The organism is Erwinia wuhanensis, assembly GCF_030484085.1.
In the GTDB taxonomy this organism is placed as follows: domain Bacteria; phylum Pseudomonadota; class Gammaproteobacteria; order Enterobacterales; family Enterobacteriaceae; genus Erwinia; species Erwinia aeris.
On the sequence record NZ_JAUJUH010000003.1, the window covers coordinates 42,199 to 59,284 of the forward strand.

Annotated in this window: 10 protein-coding genes; 8 read left to right on the forward strand and 2 right to left on the reverse strand. The window is 56.0% G+C overall.

Going from position 1 to position 17,086, the window contains the following annotated elements; all coding sequences use genetic code 11:
• The first annotated feature begins 12 nt into the window (after positions 1-12).
• The 7 genes from zapE (at position 13) to QZH36_RS08005 (ending at position 5,529) form a co-directional block, all read left to right on the forward strand.
• The gene (gene zapE / locus QZH36_RS07975) at positions 13-1,140 is read left to right on the forward strand and encodes a cell division protein ZapE (protein ID WP_301729947.1); all 1,128 of its coding nucleotides are present in this window, start codon (positions 13-15) and stop codon (positions 1,138-1,140) included.
• 245 nt (positions 1,141-1,385) lie between these two features.
• On the forward strand, positions 1,386-1,814 hold the full coding sequence (rplM, locus tag QZH36_RS07980) for a 50S ribosomal protein L13 (RefSeq protein ID WP_125287073.1): 429 nt from the start codon (positions 1,386-1,388) through the stop codon (positions 1,812-1,814).
• Positions 1,815-1,829: 15 nt separating this feature from the next.
• On the forward strand, positions 1,830-2,222 hold the full coding sequence (gene rpsI, locus QZH36_RS07985) for a 30S ribosomal protein S9 (RefSeq protein ID WP_125287074.1): 393 nt from the start codon (positions 1,830-1,832) through the stop codon (positions 2,220-2,222).
• Between the two features lie 297 nt (positions 2,223-2,519).
• Complete coding sequence (gene sspA / locus QZH36_RS07990) at positions 2,520-3,161, forward strand: stringent starvation protein SspA (protein WP_125287075.1); 642 nt, start codon at positions 2,520-2,522, stop codon at positions 3,159-3,161.
• A 1-nt stretch (position 3,162) separates the two neighbouring features.
• On the forward strand, positions 3,163-3,657 hold the full coding sequence (gene sspB, locus QZH36_RS07995; protein ID WP_253457846.1) for a ClpXP protease specificity-enhancing factor: 495 nt from the start codon (positions 3,163-3,165) through the stop codon (positions 3,655-3,657).
• Between the two features lie 344 nt (positions 3,658-4,001).
• Positions 4,002-4,919: a glycosyltransferase gene (locus QZH36_RS08000; protein WP_253457849.1), complete on the forward strand. Its 918-nt coding sequence runs from the start codon at positions 4,002-4,004 to the stop codon at positions 4,917-4,919.
• Positions 4,885-5,529, forward strand: a complete 645-nt coding sequence (locus tag QZH36_RS08005) for an acyltransferase (protein ID WP_301250729.1) — start codon at positions 4,885-4,887, stop codon at positions 5,527-5,529. The genes QZH36_RS08000 and QZH36_RS08005 overlap by 35 nt, the downstream gene beginning before the upstream one ends.
• Positions 5,530-5,554: 25 nt before the next feature.
• Here the strand turns inward: QZH36_RS08005 and QZH36_RS08010 are convergent, their stop codons facing one another.
• Both QZH36_RS08010 and QZH36_RS08015 read right to left on the reverse strand, forming a co-directional pair.
• Complete coding sequence (locus QZH36_RS08010) at positions 5,555-7,312, reverse strand: sulfite reductase subunit alpha (protein WP_253457853.1); 1,758 nt, start codon at positions 7,310-7,312, stop codon at positions 5,555-5,557.
• A 43-nt stretch (positions 7,313-7,355) separates the two neighbouring features.
• Complete coding sequence (locus QZH36_RS08015) at positions 7,356-12,881, reverse strand: glutamate synthase-related protein (protein WP_301729948.1); 5,526 nt, start codon at positions 12,879-12,881, stop codon at positions 7,356-7,358.
• Positions 12,882-13,944: 1,063 nt separating this feature from the next.
• Between QZH36_RS08015 and arcB the strand changes: the two genes are divergently transcribed.
• Positions 13,945-16,278: an aerobic respiration two-component sensor histidine kinase ArcB gene (gene arcB, locus QZH36_RS08020; RefSeq protein ID WP_253457859.1), complete on the forward strand. Its 2,334-nt coding sequence runs from the start codon at positions 13,945-13,947 to the stop codon at positions 16,276-16,278.
• Positions 16,279-17,086 lie beyond the last annotated feature (808 nt).

A 17,086-nucleotide genomic window follows, 5' to 3' on the forward strand; every position in this document is an offset into this window, starting at 1 on the left:
GAATGGGAATCTATGCAAACGAAGTCTCCTCTTGCGCTTTATCAACGGGCGCTTGAAAACGGCGAGTATCAACCTGATGATATTCAACGTGAAGCCGTTACCCGCCTGGATGGGATTTATCAGGCGCTGAGCCGGCGCGAACCCGCCGCCGCCGCCCCAACCAAAGGGCTGTTTGGCCGGCTGAATAAGCTCATGGGAAAAGGCAAAAACGAGCCGCAGACGCCTGTTCGCGGCCTCTATATGTGGGGCGGCGTCGGCCGGGGCAAAACCTGGCTGATGGACATGTTTTTTCAGGCAATTCCTGGCGAGCGCAAGCAGCGGCTGCACTTCCATCGCTTTATGTTGCGCGTGCATGAAGAGCTGACGGGCCTTCAGGGCCACAGCGATCCTTTACAGATCGTGGCTGACCGCTTTAAAAGCGAAACGGATCTGCTCTGTTTCGATGAGTTCTTTGTTTCCGATATCACTGATGCCATGCTGCTGGGCACGCTGATGGAGGCGCTGTTCGCCAGAGGGATCACGCTGGTCGCCACCTCTAACATTCCGCCGGACGATCTGTATCGCAACGGTCTGCAGCGGGCACGCTTTCTGCCAGCCATAGAGATGATAAAACAACACTGTGACGTGATGAATGTGGATGCGGGCATCGACTATCGCCTGCGCACGCTGACGTCTGCTCATCTGTGGATGATGCCGCTGAATGAGGCGACCACGAAAAAGATGGACCGCATGTTTGTCGCGCTGGCCGGCAGCGATCGCAGCGATAAGCCCGTGCTGGAGATCAACCATCGTAAGATGCCGACGCTGGGCGTGGCAGAAGGCGTGGTGGCGATGGATTTCCTGACGCTGTGCGGCGAAGGGCGCAGCCAGCACGACTATATTGAGCTGTCGCGCCGTTTTCACAGCGTGCTGCTGTTTAACGTGCCGGTGATGATCTACAAAACCGAAGACCAGGCGCGACGTTTTTTAGCGTTGGTGGATGAGTTTTACGAACGGCATGTTAAGCTGGTCGTCTCGGCGGAGGCTACGCTGTACGAAATCTATCAGGGCGCGCGGCTGAAGTTTGAATATCAGCGCTGCGTTTCGCGGCTGCAGGAGATGCAAAGCGAAGAGTATCTCCGACTGCCGCACCTGCCATGAGTCGTTAAATTTCCCGGCGTCGGGACGCATTTAATTGTAAAAAGGGGTCGCGCTTTGCGGGCGACTTCTCTATAATCTTGCGACCCCACGTTACAGCAAAGGTTTTTTTCCCAAAACTCTTTGTGTTCCAGTAACTCTATCCGAAGGGGTGGGCTTGCTGGTCGAGATGGTCGTGTGAGCCTCAACCGTTTATTCAAGCGTTTGGGATTTCACCAACGTGTAACTTAATTTGGGTAAGCTTTTAGATGAAAACTTTTACAGCTAAACCAGAATCCGTCCAACGTGACTGGTATGTTGTTGACGCAACGGGCAAAACTTTAGGTCGTTTAGCGACTGAGCTGGCTCGTCGTCTGCGCGGTAAGCATAAAGCGGAATATACTCCGCACGTAGATACCGGTGATTACATTATCGTTCTGAACGCTGACAAAGTTGCTGTAACCGGCAACAAGCGTACCGATAAGATTTACTATCATCACACTGGCCACATCGGTGGTATCAAGCAAGCGACCTTCGAAGAGATGATTGCTCGCCGTCCTGAGCGTGTGATTGAAATCGCGGTTAAAGGCATGCTGCCAAAGGGCCCGCTGGGTCGTGCTATGTACCGTAAACTGAAAGTTTACGCGGGCAACGAGCACAACCATGCGGCACAGCAACCGCAAGTTCTTGACATTTAATCGGGATTACAGGCAATGGCTGAGAATCAAAACTACGGCACTGGTCGCCGCAAAAGCTCTACCGCTCGCGTATTTATCAAGCCGGGCAGTGGTAACATCGTTATCAACCAGCGTTCTCTGGAACAGTACTTCGGTCGCGAAACTGCCCGCATGGTAGTTCGCCAGCCGCTGGAACTGCTGGACCTGGTCGGTAAATTCGATCTGTACGTCACCGTTAAAGGTGGTGGTATTTCTGGTCAGGCTGGTGCGATCCGTCACGGTATCACCCGCGCGCTGATGGAATATGACGAGTCACTGCGTGGCGAACTGCGTAAAGCAGGCTTCGTTACCCGTGATGCCCGTCAGGTTGAACGTAAGAAAGTCGGTCTGCGTAAAGCACGTCGTCGTCCACAGTTCTCCAAGCGTTAATTTATTCTGCGCTTGCAGAATCGATTATCGAAAAACCCGGTGCCTGCACCGGGTTTTTTCTTGCCTGATTTTCGGCCTGGCTCGTAAAAACGCGACGGGCTCTGTCATTTTCCCGTCAAATCCGTATTCCTGCCCCACAAGCTGGCTAAAATCTGGTAAACTGAGTGACACTTTGTGCCTATTAGCCGGGCGGCTGCACAGACGAAGCGTCGTCCGGGTTAGCCGGGGCAATTTAGCCGTCTGGTCGCCGTGTGGCGGGCTTGCGCAGTAATTTTCTGGATAAACTTGGAGGTTTACATGGCTGTCGCTGCCAACAAACGTTCGGTAATGACGCTGTTTTCTGGTCCGACTGACATTTTTAGCCATCAGGTGCGTATTGTGCTGGCGGAGAAGGGTGTCAGCGTAGAGATCGAGCAGGTAGAAATGGATAGCCTGCCCCAGGATCTGATTGACCTCAATCCGTACCGTACCGTTCCTACGTTAGTCGATCGTGAACTGACGCTGTATGAATCCCGCATCATCATGGAATACCTTGATGAGCGTTTCCCGCATCCGCCGCTGATGCCTGTCTACCCGGTCGCACGTGGCGAAAGCCGCCTGATGATGCATCGCGTCGAGCAGGACTGGTACAGCCTGATGCGTAAAGTGGAAAACGGCACGGCGCAGGAAGCGGAAGCCGCGCGCAAACAGCTGCGCGAAGAGCTGCTGGCGATTGCGCCGCTGTTCTCTCGTACGCCTTTCTTTATGAGCGAAGAATTCAGCCTGGTAGACTGCTACCTGGCGCCGCTGCTGTGGCGTCTGCCGCAGATGGGCATCGAGCTGATCGGCGCCGGCTCGAAAGAGCTGAAGGGCTATATGACGCGCGTGTTCGAACGTGATTCCTTCCTGGCTTCTCTGACGGAAGCAGAACGGGAAATGCGCCTGCATACGCGGGGCTGATATGGAAATGTCGCAACTTACCGCACGTCGTCCCTATCTGCTGCGAGCCTTTTACGAGTGGCTGCTGGACAACCAGCTGACGCCTCATCTGGTGGTGGATATCAACCTCCCCGGCGTGCTGGTGCCGCTGGAGTATGCACGCGACGGTCAAATCGTGCTGAACATTGCGCCTCGTGCCGTAGGCAATCTGGAGCTGGGTAACGACGAGGTGACGTTTAACGCGCGCTTTGGCGGCGTCCCGCGTCAGGTTTCGGTGCCGCTGGCGGCCGTAATGGCTATCTACGCGCGTGAAAACGGCGCGGGCACGATGTTCGAGCCTGAACCGGCCTACGAAGAGGCGGGCGAATATAACCCGGCTACGGCGCAGGATGAGTCACCGGAAACGGTGATGTCGGTTATTGACGGCGATCGCCCTGACGACAGTGGTCAGGATGATGACGGCAATGACGAGCCGCCGCCGCGTGGCGGACGCCCGGCGCTGCGCGTGGTGAAGTAGACGTAACAGCGAAACCGGCCCCCGAACAGGGCCGGTTTTTTTATGTCTGGTAATCAACAATAAATTAAATTTCGCTCCAGCATTTTCTGAAAATATTCTCTTTTTTTATCTTGTTGAGAAACGATTATTCAGAAAATAAATTACAGTAGTTTCCTTAATTACTCTTTTCTGTGTTCCTTATGCGTTATTACTTTTATTATTCAATTGATCATTATCAAAAAACAGCAATAAATATTATTTCCTTTAATTAACATTATTGAAATAGACGGAAAGGTTAATTATTGTTTATGTTTTCTGACTGACTCACTGTCAGGTGATTTGTGGCGCGCTAAGGAATACAGCGAATGGAAATAGCCGTAAGCGTAGTTATACCCACCTATAACCGAGAAGCATTGCTGAATAAAACGCTACAGGCGCTGACGCGGCAAACGCTGGATAAACGTTTTTTTGAAGTTATCGTCGTGGATGACGGCGGTAGCGATAATACCGGTCAGCTTTGTCAGGACTATCAGGACTGCCTGAATATTCGCTATTACTGGCAGTACGACAACGGTTTTCGCGCGGGAAAGGCGCGGAACATCGGTATTACGGCGGCGGAAGGCGACTATATCGTGCTGATTGATTCCGGCGTGCTGCTGCGGCAGGACGCGCTGGAAAAGCACCTCGGCATTCATCGGAAAAGCCGCACGCCGGGCGTCTGCATCGGCTACGTCTACGGTTTTGAAATGCCGGACGCCATGCTGGCCGATCTGGATGCTTTTATTCGTGCAGAGGATGTCGGCGCTTCCGTAAACTTTTTTAAAGAGATGAAGGCAGAAGATATTCGACAACAGCAGTATAACGAGCTGGGCTATAATATTTCTTCCTGGCCCGCGCCCTTTGATATTTTCTGGACGTGCCACGTCTCGGCGGAGCGCCAGGCGCTGATAAAAGCCGGGCTGTTTGATGAGGATTTTAACGGTTGGGGCGGTGAAGATGTGGATTTAGGCGTGCGGCTGTTTTTACAAAATAACCGATTTATCGTTGACCGGGAAATATGTTCGGTACACTGCCCGCATCAAAAACAGATTGCGGACCATAAAAACGAATCGGAAATTGCCGGCAAGAAAATTCATCAGAAATATCAGCTCTGGCAGACCGCTTTTTATGGCTGCGATCTGGGCGAAAGCAAGTTTTCGCTAAATAAAGTTATCCGCCACTATGCCGATCAAAACCGGGAAGAAAACGATGCCTTTATACGAAAATATCTCTATCACGCCTGAATCGACCGCTTTTAAACACTGTTCTTCGGTAGCTAAAGGGGTGAGTTTCTCTGGCGAGCCTGATATTACGCTCACCTGGGTAAAAGATAAAACGTACCACAAAGACTATATCGATCTGGCGGATTTTTCCCGCTGCATTTCGCTGGGCGAGGGCGCTTATCTGGAGTCGCTGGACCGGGTAGCCTTTCACTGCGGGCGGGTTAAGCTGACGCTGGTGAAGCGTAACGGCTTTGAGGCGGGGAAAATTATTATCGGTGCCGGCTGCGTGCTGCAGGGAACCGCCATTATCGCCTGGCAGAACGTGACGGTTGAGGATCATGTAACCTTTGGGCCAGGCGTCACGCTGATGGACAGCAGCGGTCATCCGCTGCTTGCTCGCGGGACGGACGACGAGGCCGCGAGAACGCCCGTCAGGCCGGTACTGATCAAGGAACACAGCTGGATCGGCATGAATGCCATTATTCTGCCTGGCGTCACGGTGGGGCGACATGCGGTGATTGGCGCGGGCAGCGTGGTAAGAACCAGCGTCCCGGACTACGCGGTTGCAGCAGGTAATCCCGCTGTCGTGGTGAGATATCTTACGGAAGAGCAAAAAGAAACGGCTGGCTGAGCGGCTGCCCAGCCAGCCGTGAAGATCAATAGACGTCGCGCAGGTAGCGTTTCTCTTTCTTCAGCTGATCGATATAGTCCGCCGCGCGCTCTGCCGACAGGCCGCCGAACTGGGCAATAACCTCGTACAGCGCTTTATCCACATCTTTGGCCATTCGTGACGCATCGCCGCAGACGTAAAAACAGGCGCCTTCCTGTAGCCACGCATACAGCTCCGCGCCCTGTTCCATCATACGGTTCTGCACGTAGATTTTTTTCGCCTGATCGCGCGAGAAGGCCAGATCCAGACGGTTCAACACGCCTTTTTCCTGCCAGTTCAGCAGCTCGTCGCGATAGATAAAGTCATGCTCAAGGCGCTGGTCGCCAAAGAACAGCCAGTTTTTACCTTTAGCGCCGGTTGCCTCACGCTCCTGCAAAAAGGCGCGGAAGGGCGCGATGCCGGTGCCGGGGCCAACCATAATCAGCGGCGTATTGCCGTCTGCGGGAACGCGAAAAGCTTTGTTAGGCGAAATAAAGATCGACGGTTTTTCGCCCCGACCCACGCGTTCCGCCAGATAGGTGGAACAGACGCCACTGCGCGCGCGACCCGCGCTGTGATAGCGCACCGAAGCGATAGTGAGATGCACCTGGTTTGGATGCGCCTTCGAGCTGGACGAGATGGAATAGGCGCGATGCTGCAACGGACGCAGCAGCGCCACAAACTCAGGAATGCCGATGGAACGCGCCAGCTCCAGCTGCAGCAGATCCAGCGAATCTTTGCCCCACAGCCAGACGCCCATGGCATCTTTATCGTCATGCTGCAGCACGTGACGCAGCTCCTGGTTGGTGGTGTTCTGGCCTACCCACTCAATCAGCTTGCGTGAAGGTTCGGAAATTTCAAACTGATAGGTCAGCAGATCGCCCAGGCTGCGGTCATAGCCGGATACCGGCGTATCGTAGTCCGCCTTCAGCTGTGCCAGCAGCAGGCTAACCAGCGTCGGGTCGTTAACCGGGATAACGCCCAGCGCATCGCCCGCTTCATATTTCAGGCCGCTATCGGTGAGATCGAACTCATAGTGGCGGATATCTTTATCAGAATCCGGCCCCGACAGGCGTCGGTTGGTAACCAGCGCGGCCGCATAAGGATTCTGCTTGTTGCTGCCCGGAATAACCGGCGCTTCGGGACGGTTTTCCAGCGCTTTGCCGCTGCTGCCCGCGCTGGCGGCAAACTGCGGCATAGAGGCGGTCAGCCACTGGTGCGAAGGCTCTTCATAGTCAATATCGCAGTCAATGCGATCGTAAAGACGCTTCGCGCCCAGCTGCTCCAGGCGCATATCGATAAATTTACCCGCCTGGCAGAAGCCGTCATAACCGGTATCGCCAATAGCCAGCACGGCGAAGTTCATCTGCTCAAGACGCGGCGCGGTGCTGGCGGAGATAGCCTGCCAGAACAGCTGGGCGTTATCCGGCATTTCGCCTTCGCCATAGGTTGAGGTGATCACCAGCACGTGCCGCATCGAGGCGAAAATCTCAATGTCCACTTCGCCCAGCGCCTGTACCACCGGCACCAGCCCGCTGTCGCGGGCGGCTTTCGCCGCGCTCTGCGCCAGCGCTTCCGCATTGCCGGTTTGCGAGCCGAACAGAATATGCAGCTGCGTGGTGGCCGCCGCGCCGGTGCCGCTGTCGGCCTGCGGGCGCTCTTCCAGCACCAGCAGACGTGAATGTAATCCGGCAAGGAAACCCGCCAGCCAGTATTTCTGCTCGCCGTTAAACGGCGCGTCTTCAGGAATGTAAGGAATTTTCATCTGTTTTCTTTACTCGATCCGTCATATAAACAGGAGCCGGTCGTCAGGAGAGTTTCCCGACGGCAGCAGCAATCTCCGGCAGCGCGGCGCGGGCGAACAGCTCCTCAAAGTCCGGCAGTCCTCCCAACACTTCGCGGTTGCGCGCATCCTGATAGATAATCCAGCCATAGGTCGCCAGGCTATCCATCGAGCGGATATTGCGCTGCGTCAGCGCCGCTTTGTAATCCGCCATGCGTTTGGCGGCAATCAGACAGGCCAGCTCGTCATCGCTGTAGTTTTCAATTGCCGAGCGCGCATGACGCTGTAGCTTGCTGACCAGCGCGAAATCTTCCGTCATCAGCAGGTTGCGTACCGCTTTTTCCACGGCGACGTTATTCACCGAGGTGCCTTTCGGCAGGCGTGAAAGCGCGAGCTGTTGCGCAAAGCTGAGCACGGTGTAGTTGTTCAGCAGGACAAACATCTCCGGCGTATCGGTCGCGCCGTAAGCGGGCACCGCGCCGTTGGCGATAGCGGATTTGTTCCGCCAGGCGGCTTTAAACTTCGCCACCTGGTGGGCGGCCATCGCGGTAGACAGCTCTTCCAGCAGATCCTTACGCGCTTTCGCCTTGAGGATTTCCTTGCTGTCCTGATAAAGCAGCAGCGAACGCGGCATCACGTAGACAAAGTGCTGGCACTCGGTTTCCCAGTGCGCCAGCAGCCAGGCCGCACGCGGCGAACCGGTCGCCGCAAGATGCCAGCGCAGCATGGTCAGCACCGCATCTTTGTGGGTTCTGGCCATCTCGTCGTTATCCGCGATCGAGCCGAACAGCACGGAGTCGCCTGCCGCATGGCTCGCCAGCTTGCGGTACGGGTCGTACTGATAAGCGAAGCCGCCGCTCATGCCGTTGCCGAAGCCGGTGCCGAAGGTGCCCAGGTTCAGCACCGCGCCGTTGGTCATATATTCGCAGCAGAAATCGCCCACGCCTTCGACTACCGCCGTGGCGCCGGAGTTACGCACGGCGAAGCGGTCGCCCGCCTGTCCCTGAACGAACAGTCGGCCGCCGGTGGCGCCGAACAGCGCGAAGTTACCGATTAATACGTTGCCTTCCGCATCCTGCGAGCCGCCGCCTGGCGACATCACCACGATTTCGCCGCCGCACTGGCCTTTGCCCACGCCGTCGTTACAGGTGCCGCGATGGCGCAGCTGCATGCCGTCGTTGCAGAAGACGCCGTAGGACTGCCCGGCCGAGCCGGACGTGGCGATCTTCACCGTTTCCGGCGCCAGATAGTGGCGGCCCCGATCGTCGGCCAGCGCGGCAGGCATCGCCGCCAGTTCCGCTTTGCTCAGATTATGGTTCAGCAGGCGTTCGATATCGATAGCCAGCTGGCCGCCGACGCTCTTGTTACGGTTGTTCAGCGTGACGCCGTTGCCCAGTTCGATAACGCTTGCCGTTGCCAGCGCGCGCTCTACCTGTGCGATCCAGCCATCGTCCAGCTCGTAATCTTTTTCCAGATAGACCGGCTGCATGATTTTGATTTCCGGCACCACGGTAAGCATGGCGCGCAGATCCAGCTTGCCGACTTCAAGCGGGTGATCCATCAGGTGTAGCAAATCGGAACGGCCGCGCGCTTCGCGCAGCGAACGCAGGCCAAGACGCGCCAGGATCTCACGCACTTCATGCGCCACGTTCATAAAATACTGCGCCAGCTGGCGAGGATCGCCGTCAAAGGCTTCGGCGTTGGTGGTCAGACCGGCCGGGCATTTCACGTTGCAGTTTTTCGCCATTACGCACTTCAGCATCATCAGCGCCGTGGTGCCGAATTCGAAGCTGTCGCTGCCCAACAGCGCGGATTTCACCACGTCGCTGCCGGTTTGCTGCGCGCCGGAGCTGCGGAGCAGCACTTTGTCACGCAGGCCGTTGGCGCACAGCGCCTGATGCACTTCCGCGATGCCGATTTCCGCCACGCGGCCGGTATATTTCAGGCTGGTGACCGAAGCCGCGCCGGTGCCGCCGGTGTTGCCCGCCACGTTAATCACGTCCGCGCCCGCTTTCGCCACGCCGACGGCGATGGTGCCGATGCCTTCAGACGACACCAGCTTGACGATAACGCGCACGCGCGCCGCTTTACAGTCGTGGATCAGCTGCGCCAAATCCTCGATGGAATAGGTGTCATGGTGTGGCGGCGGCGAAACCAGCTCCACGCCAGGCGTACCGCCGCGCGCTGCCGCGATCTCCACGGTGACTTTGGCCGCAGGCAGCTGACCGCCTTCGCCGGGCTTGGCGCCCTGGCCGATTTTGATTTCCAGCTCTTCCAGCATCGGATCCGCCAAATAGGCTGCCCAAACGCCGAAACGACCGGAGGCCAGCTGCTTGATGCGCGAAGCGCGGATAGTGCCGTGACGCGAATAGTGCTCGCCGCCTTCGCCGCAGTTGCTCATGCCGCCGACCATATTGGTGCCGTGCGCCACCGCCTCATGGGCCGGGGCCACCAGCGCGCCGTGGCTCATTGCGCCGGAAGCGAAGGTGCGGGTGATTTCGCTGGCCGGCTGCACTTCGCTTAACGGCAGCGAAGGCGACGTGGTAAACATACGCGACAGATAGTCCGCCGCTTTGCCGCTGGCAATAATATGCAGACCGTTCGCCGTGACTTCACCGCTGGCAATCTCGTCGGCGAAACGGCCTTTCAGCGCGCCCAGCAGGGCGGAAAGACGTTCCACCTCGGTTTTCAGCCCCTTAATAGTGTCGGAAAGCCGCAGCGTAAAGCGGCCTTCGCTGCCGTCGGTGGCTTCGCACAGCAGGCCGCGCACGGCAAACCCGTTGTTGATCAGCGAGTAACGGCCCAGCTTGCGCGAAAACTCCGCTTCGCTGTCCACGTGGGTCAGATCCGCCGGGAAGGTCAGGATATCGCGCAGCGCCGCCGGACGACGTTTACGCTCTTCCTGCATCTGGCTGGAGAACTCACGGTAGTCCTGCGTGATGGTAAAGCTGTCGATGGTCGCATTCGGGATACGCTTAAAGCTGCTGTCGGCGAAGGAGTCCGGCTTGATATTAAAAGCGTTATCCAGACGGGCCAGCGTCAGCAGACGAATAAACTCATCTTCTTCACGCGGTTTGTCGACAAAGCGCAGCGGCTGCTCCGTCATATCGATAAACGTCCGCACCGCGATAGTGCCGTAAGAGTGACCCGCGCCTTCGGCACGCTCTTTAAACAGGCCCAGCAGTGGCACTTCTGATTCGCCCTGAATTCTCAGCGCGCTCTGGTGCCAGTCCACGGCCATTTGCGCGATAGTGGCGAAGCCCGCGCCGCCGACCGGCGTTTTGATATTCGGGAAATATTTCTTCAGCACCCGATCTTCCGTATCCAGGAAGTTAGGCTCGAAGAATTCGCCGCAGCTGTAGCTTTCAACCGTACAGAGGCCAACCTTGCCCATGGTTTTCATCAGCGCTTTTTCAGCCGCTTTGGCATAGCGCTTAAAGGCTTTGTTGCCTTCTTCGCCTTCGCCATATTTCTCCTCGGCGCGCATTTGCACGCCAAGTGGATAGATAGCGGACGCGCCAAAGCCCAGCGCGGCGGCGATATGGTGCGAAGAGATGCTCTGTCCGCTCTCGACCACCAGCGACACGTCCAGACGCAGGCCTTCCTGCACCAGACGCTGGTTAATGGCGGAAACCACCAGCAGCATCGGTATGGCGGCGCGCTCGCTCGAGATATGACGGTCGGTCAGCACCGCGATCCCGCCCTGTTCGCGGGCAAAATCCACCACCTGCTGCGCCAGATCGTCAATGGCCTGCTCCAGCGCGGCGGCGTTATCGGCACGGCTTTGCGCATCGCTGCCCACGACCGGACGATAAAGCATATCGAAACGGGCGTATGGCGCCACGTCCTGCTCGCGCAGCTGCAACATATCCAGATGCGTCAGGATCGGCGTCGGCACGATAATCTGCCGGCCTTTGCTGCGGCCCAGATGCGGCTTGGCGCCCAGCGCGACGCGCAGCGTCATGCCGTCCACTTCGCGGATGGAGTCCAGCGGCGGGTTGGTTACCTGCGCAAAACGCTGCGAGAAGTAGTGCGCCATGCCGCCTTCATGATCGGAAAGCCCGTTGATGGCGTTGCCGTAGCCCATGGCGGAAATTTTCTCCGCGCCGGTCGCCAGCATCGGATCCATCATGAACTTGAAGCTTTCCTGGTTGTAGTAGTAGGCCACAAAGCGCTGATAGGTTTTCAGGTCGCCGCTGTAGCGCAAAGGCGAACCCTGAATTTCCGCCGGCACCACAGGCAGATCGCTCAGCGTTACGCGCGCCTGCGCCAGCAGCGTCGGATAATCTTTTTCCGCCGCCAGTTTTTCCAGCGCCTCCAGGGTGGTGTAGCTGCGCTTTTCGCTGTGATCGTAATAGAGCATCCCGCCCGCTTCGATACGGCCGCGACGCAGCACGCTCTCCGGCGGGAAGGCGATCTGGCCGGCTTCGGACATCGCGCCGATATACTCGGCGGTTTCCACCGAGCGCAGCGGTCGCAGGCCAAGACGATCCAGACGCGCGCCGATGACGTCGCCGTTGCCGAAAATCAGCGCGGCCGGGCCATCGTTTTTCTCTTCGTACAGCGAGAAATACTCCAGCATAGCGCGCACTTCCGGCGACAGCGTATCGTCGTTTTCCCACGCGGGCGGCATCATTGAAACCACGGCGTTGATTAAATCGAGGTTATCTTCCATCAGACGGCTGTGGATGCTTTGATCCAGACGCGAGCTGTCGGACTGCCCCTTCGGCCGGACGATCTTCTTGCCGCGAGCCAGCGCCAGCGCGGCTTCGGCGATGCGGTTTTTACGATCTGTGTTCAGCTCGCCGTTGTGCGCCATCAGGCGGAACGGCTGAGCCATTGTGGTATGCGGATCGGTATTGGTCGAGAAACGGGTATGGAAAAACAGGCCGCGCACCTGGTGATCCGGATCGGTCAGATCTTTGAAATAGGGGATCACTTCATTGGAGTTCAGGCGCGCTTTGAACACCTGGGTACGTGACGAAAGAGAAAGTGGGTAAAGCCCGCCGAATTCGCTTTCGGTAAAGGCGCGCGCTTCGATAGCCAGCAGGGCGCGATAAATACGTTTTTCAAAGGCGGTCTGGTCTGCCACATCGGCAGGCGCGTTAAAAATCCACTGAACGATAGGCAGCTGGAACTGAAGGGCGGCCGGACGCAATACGCTGGTATCCAGCGGCAGCTCGCGCTTAAGGATCACCTCCAGCCCGTGTGCGGCCAGCGTCTCTTCTACCAGCCCTTCGGCGTTGGCGCGCAGCGCATCGTCTTTCGGCACGAAAAAGTTACCGACGCCAAAGCGACCGGAATTGAGCGGCATGCCGGTAATTTTGCGGAAAAAGTGCAGTGAAATATCAACGTTAACACCTGCGCCGTCGCCTACGCCCTCGGCAGACATGCCGCCGCGATGCGGCACGGTGCAGAGCGCGCTGTGCGCCATCTGAAGAATTTCATGGGTCTGCTCGCCGTCCTTACGGGTAATGAAACCGACGCCGCAGCTGTCGTTTTCTTTCGATGGGTCATACAGACCATAGGGAAACGCTTTTGGATTGGACATGGCAGACCTCCTGACTTCTTTGACATTACCTACGTTATTTCAGGCACAGAATGCAATGGAGAAGACTCCCCTGGCTCTGTATCGTTTTTTTCCTGACTGCTTTTAAGTGGGCGACTGTGCGCCGGGCATGTTCTCTTCAGGCCATGCTGAAGGGAGCTGCTCGTTATTTTCCGGGTCTCTGAGAGGAGAAAGCCTGGGGAGTCTTCTTGCTGCATAGATATGCCGAGACACTGGCCCGTCAGGAACGCTTCCAGCGAAATTCCAACTTATCGGGAAAGCGTACTCAGGTCAAATAGCGCGCTTAGGGGGGCTTTGTGGAGGTGTCTTTTAGGTAAGTTATTGTTTTTATATATTTTATACCGATTTTTTCTGTGTATAGTTTCGTCATTTACCCCCCAGGAAGTGTGAACTGTCTCACTGTAGTGCAGGGCGCAAATCTCTGCACCATGCTGGTGCTGGGGGTATTGCCAGCAGAAAATGCTAATAAAGTAGCCTTAATCATTGAAAGCGGCTGTTTTTAACGGGGAGGCTTATTTGAATTAAACCCCCGTGCATCATTAGTAAAATTAATCAGGCTGGTTTTGATTGCATCCACGTTTAATGTGAATTTTTATTCATTGCGTTTCAGGCGAAAGCGCGGCGGCAGGCGCTTATCGCTATGAATTGCAAAAACGGATAATGCACTTAAGGCAAAACGGACTATGCACAGGTTAAACATCACTTTTCGCGTACCGATGGTGCTCAACCGCGTATACCCTGTACCGCTGTTACAAAGTCTGTTGGTAACCAAAGTCAACGGCCGCGCGGGTCGCGGTCACGCTTAATAGCGCAAAACAGCGGCGGTGTTCGCCAGACGGTCATGCTTCCCCAGCGCTAAACGGCGGCAGGCTTAGCGGATGGCCGGAGACGATACTGACCTGTCTTTTGACAGGCGCGCGGAACGTCAATCGTGGCATTGCTTTCAGGCTGCACCGCAGTGGTGCAGCCTGCGCAGGGGGCCGTAACCTTTGTCTTTTAAGCTTTTGCGGTATGATTGACGGTATTGCTCTCGAAGGGACCTTTTATGAAACAAATTCGTCTGTTAGCCCAGTACTACGTCGATTTAATGGTGAAGCTGGGGCTGGTGCGCTTTTCTTTGCTGCTGGCTTCTGCGCTGGTGGTGTTGGCAATGATCGTGCAGATGGCGGTCACGATGGTGCTGCGCGGACATGTAGAAAGCATCGATATGGTTCGCTCGGTCTTTTTCGGGTTGTTGATAACGCCATGGGCCGTCTATTTCCTGTCGGTGGTGGTTGAGCAGCTGGAGGAGTCGCGGCAGCGCCTGGCGCGCCTGGTGGATAAGCTTGAAGAGATGCGCCATCGCGATCTGGAGCTAAACCAGCAGATGAAGGAAAACATTACCCAGCTCAATCAGGAGATCGCCGATCGTATCAAGGCGGAAAAAGCGCGCCTGCAGGTGATGGACAAACTGACGGAAGAGATGACCAGGCGCGAGCAGGCGCAGATTGAGCTGGAGCAGCAGTCTTCTTTCCTGCGTTCGTTTCTGGACGCCTCGCCCGATCTGGTGTTCTACCGCAATATCGATCAGCAGTTTTCCGGCTGCAACCGGGCCATGGAGCTGCTGACGGGCAAAAGCGAGAAGCAGCTTATTGGCCTGACGCCGCACGATGTCTACGATCGTGATGCCGCCACCAAAGTGCTGGAAACGGACGAGAAGGTTTTTCGCCACAACGTTTCGCTGACCTACGAGCAGTGGCTGCAGTATCCCGATGGCCGCAAGGCCTGCTTTGAGATCCGTAAAGTGCCTTATTACGACCGCGTAGGTAAACGCAGCGGGCTGATGGGCTTTGGACGCGATATAACCGAGCGTAAACGCTATCAGGACGCTTTAGAGAACGCGAGCAGGGAAAAGACCACCTTTATCTCTACGATCAGCCACGAGCTTCGTACGCCGCTTAACGGCATCGTCGGTCTGAGCCGTATCCTGCTGGATACCGAGCTGAATCCGGAGCAGTTGAAATACCTGAAAACCATCCACGTCTCGGCCATCACGCTGGGCAATATTTTCAATGACGTTATCGAAATGGATAAGATCGAGCGCCGCAAGGTGCAGCTGGATAACCAGCCGGTTGATTTTACCGGCTTCCTGGCGGATCTGGAGAATCTCTCCGGCCTGCTGGCCCAGCCGAAAGGACTGAAGTTCGTGCTCGACGCCCATCCGCCGCTGCCGCATAAAATTATCACCGACGGCACGCGGCTGCGTCAGATCCTGTGGAACCTGATCGGTAACGCAGTGAAATTTACCCAGCAGGGCAGCATTATCGTGCGGGTGGCCTATCAGGGCGAGGATTGTCTGCGCTTTGAGGTGGAAGATTCCGGCATGGGGATCCCGCAGGATGAGCAGGACAAAATCTTCGCCATGTATTATCAGGTGAAAGATCAGCATGGCGGCAAACCGGCGACCGGCACCGGCATTGGGCTGGCGGTTTCGCGTCGTCTGGCGCAGAGCATGGGCGGAGATATCAGCGTGCGCAGCGCGCCCGGTAAGGGCTCCTGCTTTACGCTGACGGTTAATGCGCCGCGCGTCGTGACGCAGCATGAGGCCGAGCAGCCTGCGGACGATATGCCGCTACCGGCGCTGCACGTCCTGCTGGTTGAGGATATCGAGCTGAACGTGGTCGTAGCGCGTTCGGTACTGGAGAAGCTGGGCAACAGCGTTGAAGTGGCCATGACGGGCGCAGAAGCGCTGACGATGTTCGATCCCGAAGAGTTTGACCTGGTGCTGCTGGATATTCAGCTGCCGGATATGACCGGCCTTGACGTGGCGAGGGAAATCCATCGGCGCTACGGCCATCAACAGCTGCCGCCGCTGGTGGCGCTCACCGCTAACGTGCTTAAAGATAAAAAAGAGTATCTGGACGCGGGCATGGACGACGTGCTGAGTAAACCGCTGGCGGTACCGGCGCTGACCGCCATTATCCAGAAGTACTGGGACTACCAGGAGCAGGAGGACGAGCCGGCGGAAGCTTCTCACTCTGACGCGCCCGTGCTGCTGGATATCACCATGCTGGAGCAGTATATCGAGCTGGTTGGGCCGCAGCTGATTGTGCAGAGTCTGGAAATGTTTGAAAAGATGATGCCAGGTTATCTGGAAGTATTGGATTTGAACATGACCGCGCGCGATCAAAAAGGCATTGCGGAAGAAGGGCACAAGATCAAGGGCGCGGCGGGATCGGTTGGTCTGGTCCATTTACAGCAGCTGGCGAAACAGATCCAAAGCCCTGAGCTACCGGCGTGGTGGGACAATGTGCAGGAGTGGATTGACGAGCTGAAACACGAGTGGCGTAACGACGTTGCGGTACTGCGGGAATGGGTATCAAAGGCCCAAAAAAAATGACCCCGACCGAGGCCGGGGTGCGCGAATACTGCGCCAACACCAGGGAAACTTGAGGCCTACGCTGTTCTTAAAGTAAGAGTATCGAAGCGCAGGCGCGGTATTGGGTAAAACGCTCAGGAACTACCTTAGCAAAACTCCCATCACATGTTACAAGATTCATTAAAATGTGTGATGTGGAGCAGCGTTTCCAGACAGAAAACATTAATTTGATGATACAGTCAAGCACGGAATGAATTTATTCGCGATCTTGCGCAAAAATTGTACAATTGTGCCAGTTTTTGTCCGGTTTTGATTGACGTATTCAGGTAACCGGTTCCATTGATCGCTAGCAGTGATGCTAAAAGAATTTCACCTCGCCTGGCAAATATTTAACTCCATGTAAAACATGTTCTTTTTGTGAGATTGGTGTCTCTCTTGTGAAACCGCACGGTACAACAAAATGGAAAGTGATATTGGAAGGAATTAACGATTGATAAACATGTTTTTATCGTAATCCTTTTAACTTAAGGCGCAATTTTCGCTCACCAACCGAAAAGCATAACCTGGGCCCACAGCCATTCTGAGGGGCCTTTAAGATAAAATTAGCAAAAGCTAACTCACGCAATTTATAAGGTTCATGAATGAATTGGCTGGCATTGCGCGGACGGACCGCGTTGATTGTTTCTTCATCGCTACAGGTTCGTTTACGGCATGGAACCGATTCCTAATGCGCGGAAGTGATTGAAGCACTTAATACATTTACAAAGTGCTTCAAGTTGTAAGCGCATGCAAACGTTTACATTAAGTCAAATGCGTTGCGCCCCGCATC

Excerpts from the sequence above, each read along its gene's own strand:
- sspB (WP_253457846.1), top strand. The coding sequence starts at position 3,163 with ATGGAAATGTCGCAACTTACCGCACGTCGTCCCTATCTGCTGCGAGCC.
- zapE (WP_301729947.1), top strand. The coding sequence starts at position 13 with ATGCAAACGAAGTCTCCTCTTGCGCTTTATCAACGGGCGCTTGAAAAC.
- arcB (WP_253457859.1), top strand. The coding sequence starts at position 13,945 with ATGAAACAAATTCGTCTGTTAGCCCAGTACTACGTCGATTTAATGGTG.
- rplM (WP_125287073.1), top strand. The coding sequence starts at position 1,386 with ATGAAAACTTTTACAGCTAAACCAGAATCCGTCCAACGTGACTGGTAT.
- QZH36_RS08000 (WP_253457849.1), top strand. The coding sequence starts at position 4,002 with ATGGAAATAGCCGTAAGCGTAGTTATACCCACCTATAACCGAGAAGCA.
- sspA (WP_125287075.1), top strand. The coding sequence starts at position 2,520 with ATGGCTGTCGCTGCCAACAAACGTTCGGTAATGACGCTGTTTTCTGGT.
- QZH36_RS08010 (WP_253457853.1), bottom strand. The coding sequence starts at position 7,312 with ATGAAAATTCCTTACATTCCTGAAGACGCGCCGTTTAACGGCGAGCAG.
- QZH36_RS08015 (WP_301729948.1), bottom strand. The coding sequence starts at position 12,881 with ATGTCCAATCCAAAAGCGTTTCCCTATGGTCTGTATGACCCATCGAAA.
- QZH36_RS08005 (WP_301250729.1), top strand. The coding sequence starts at position 4,885 with ATGCCTTTATACGAAAATATCTCTATCACGCCTGAATCGACCGCTTTT.
- rpsI (WP_125287074.1), top strand. The coding sequence starts at position 1,830 with ATGGCTGAGAATCAAAACTACGGCACTGGTCGCCGCAAAAGCTCTACC.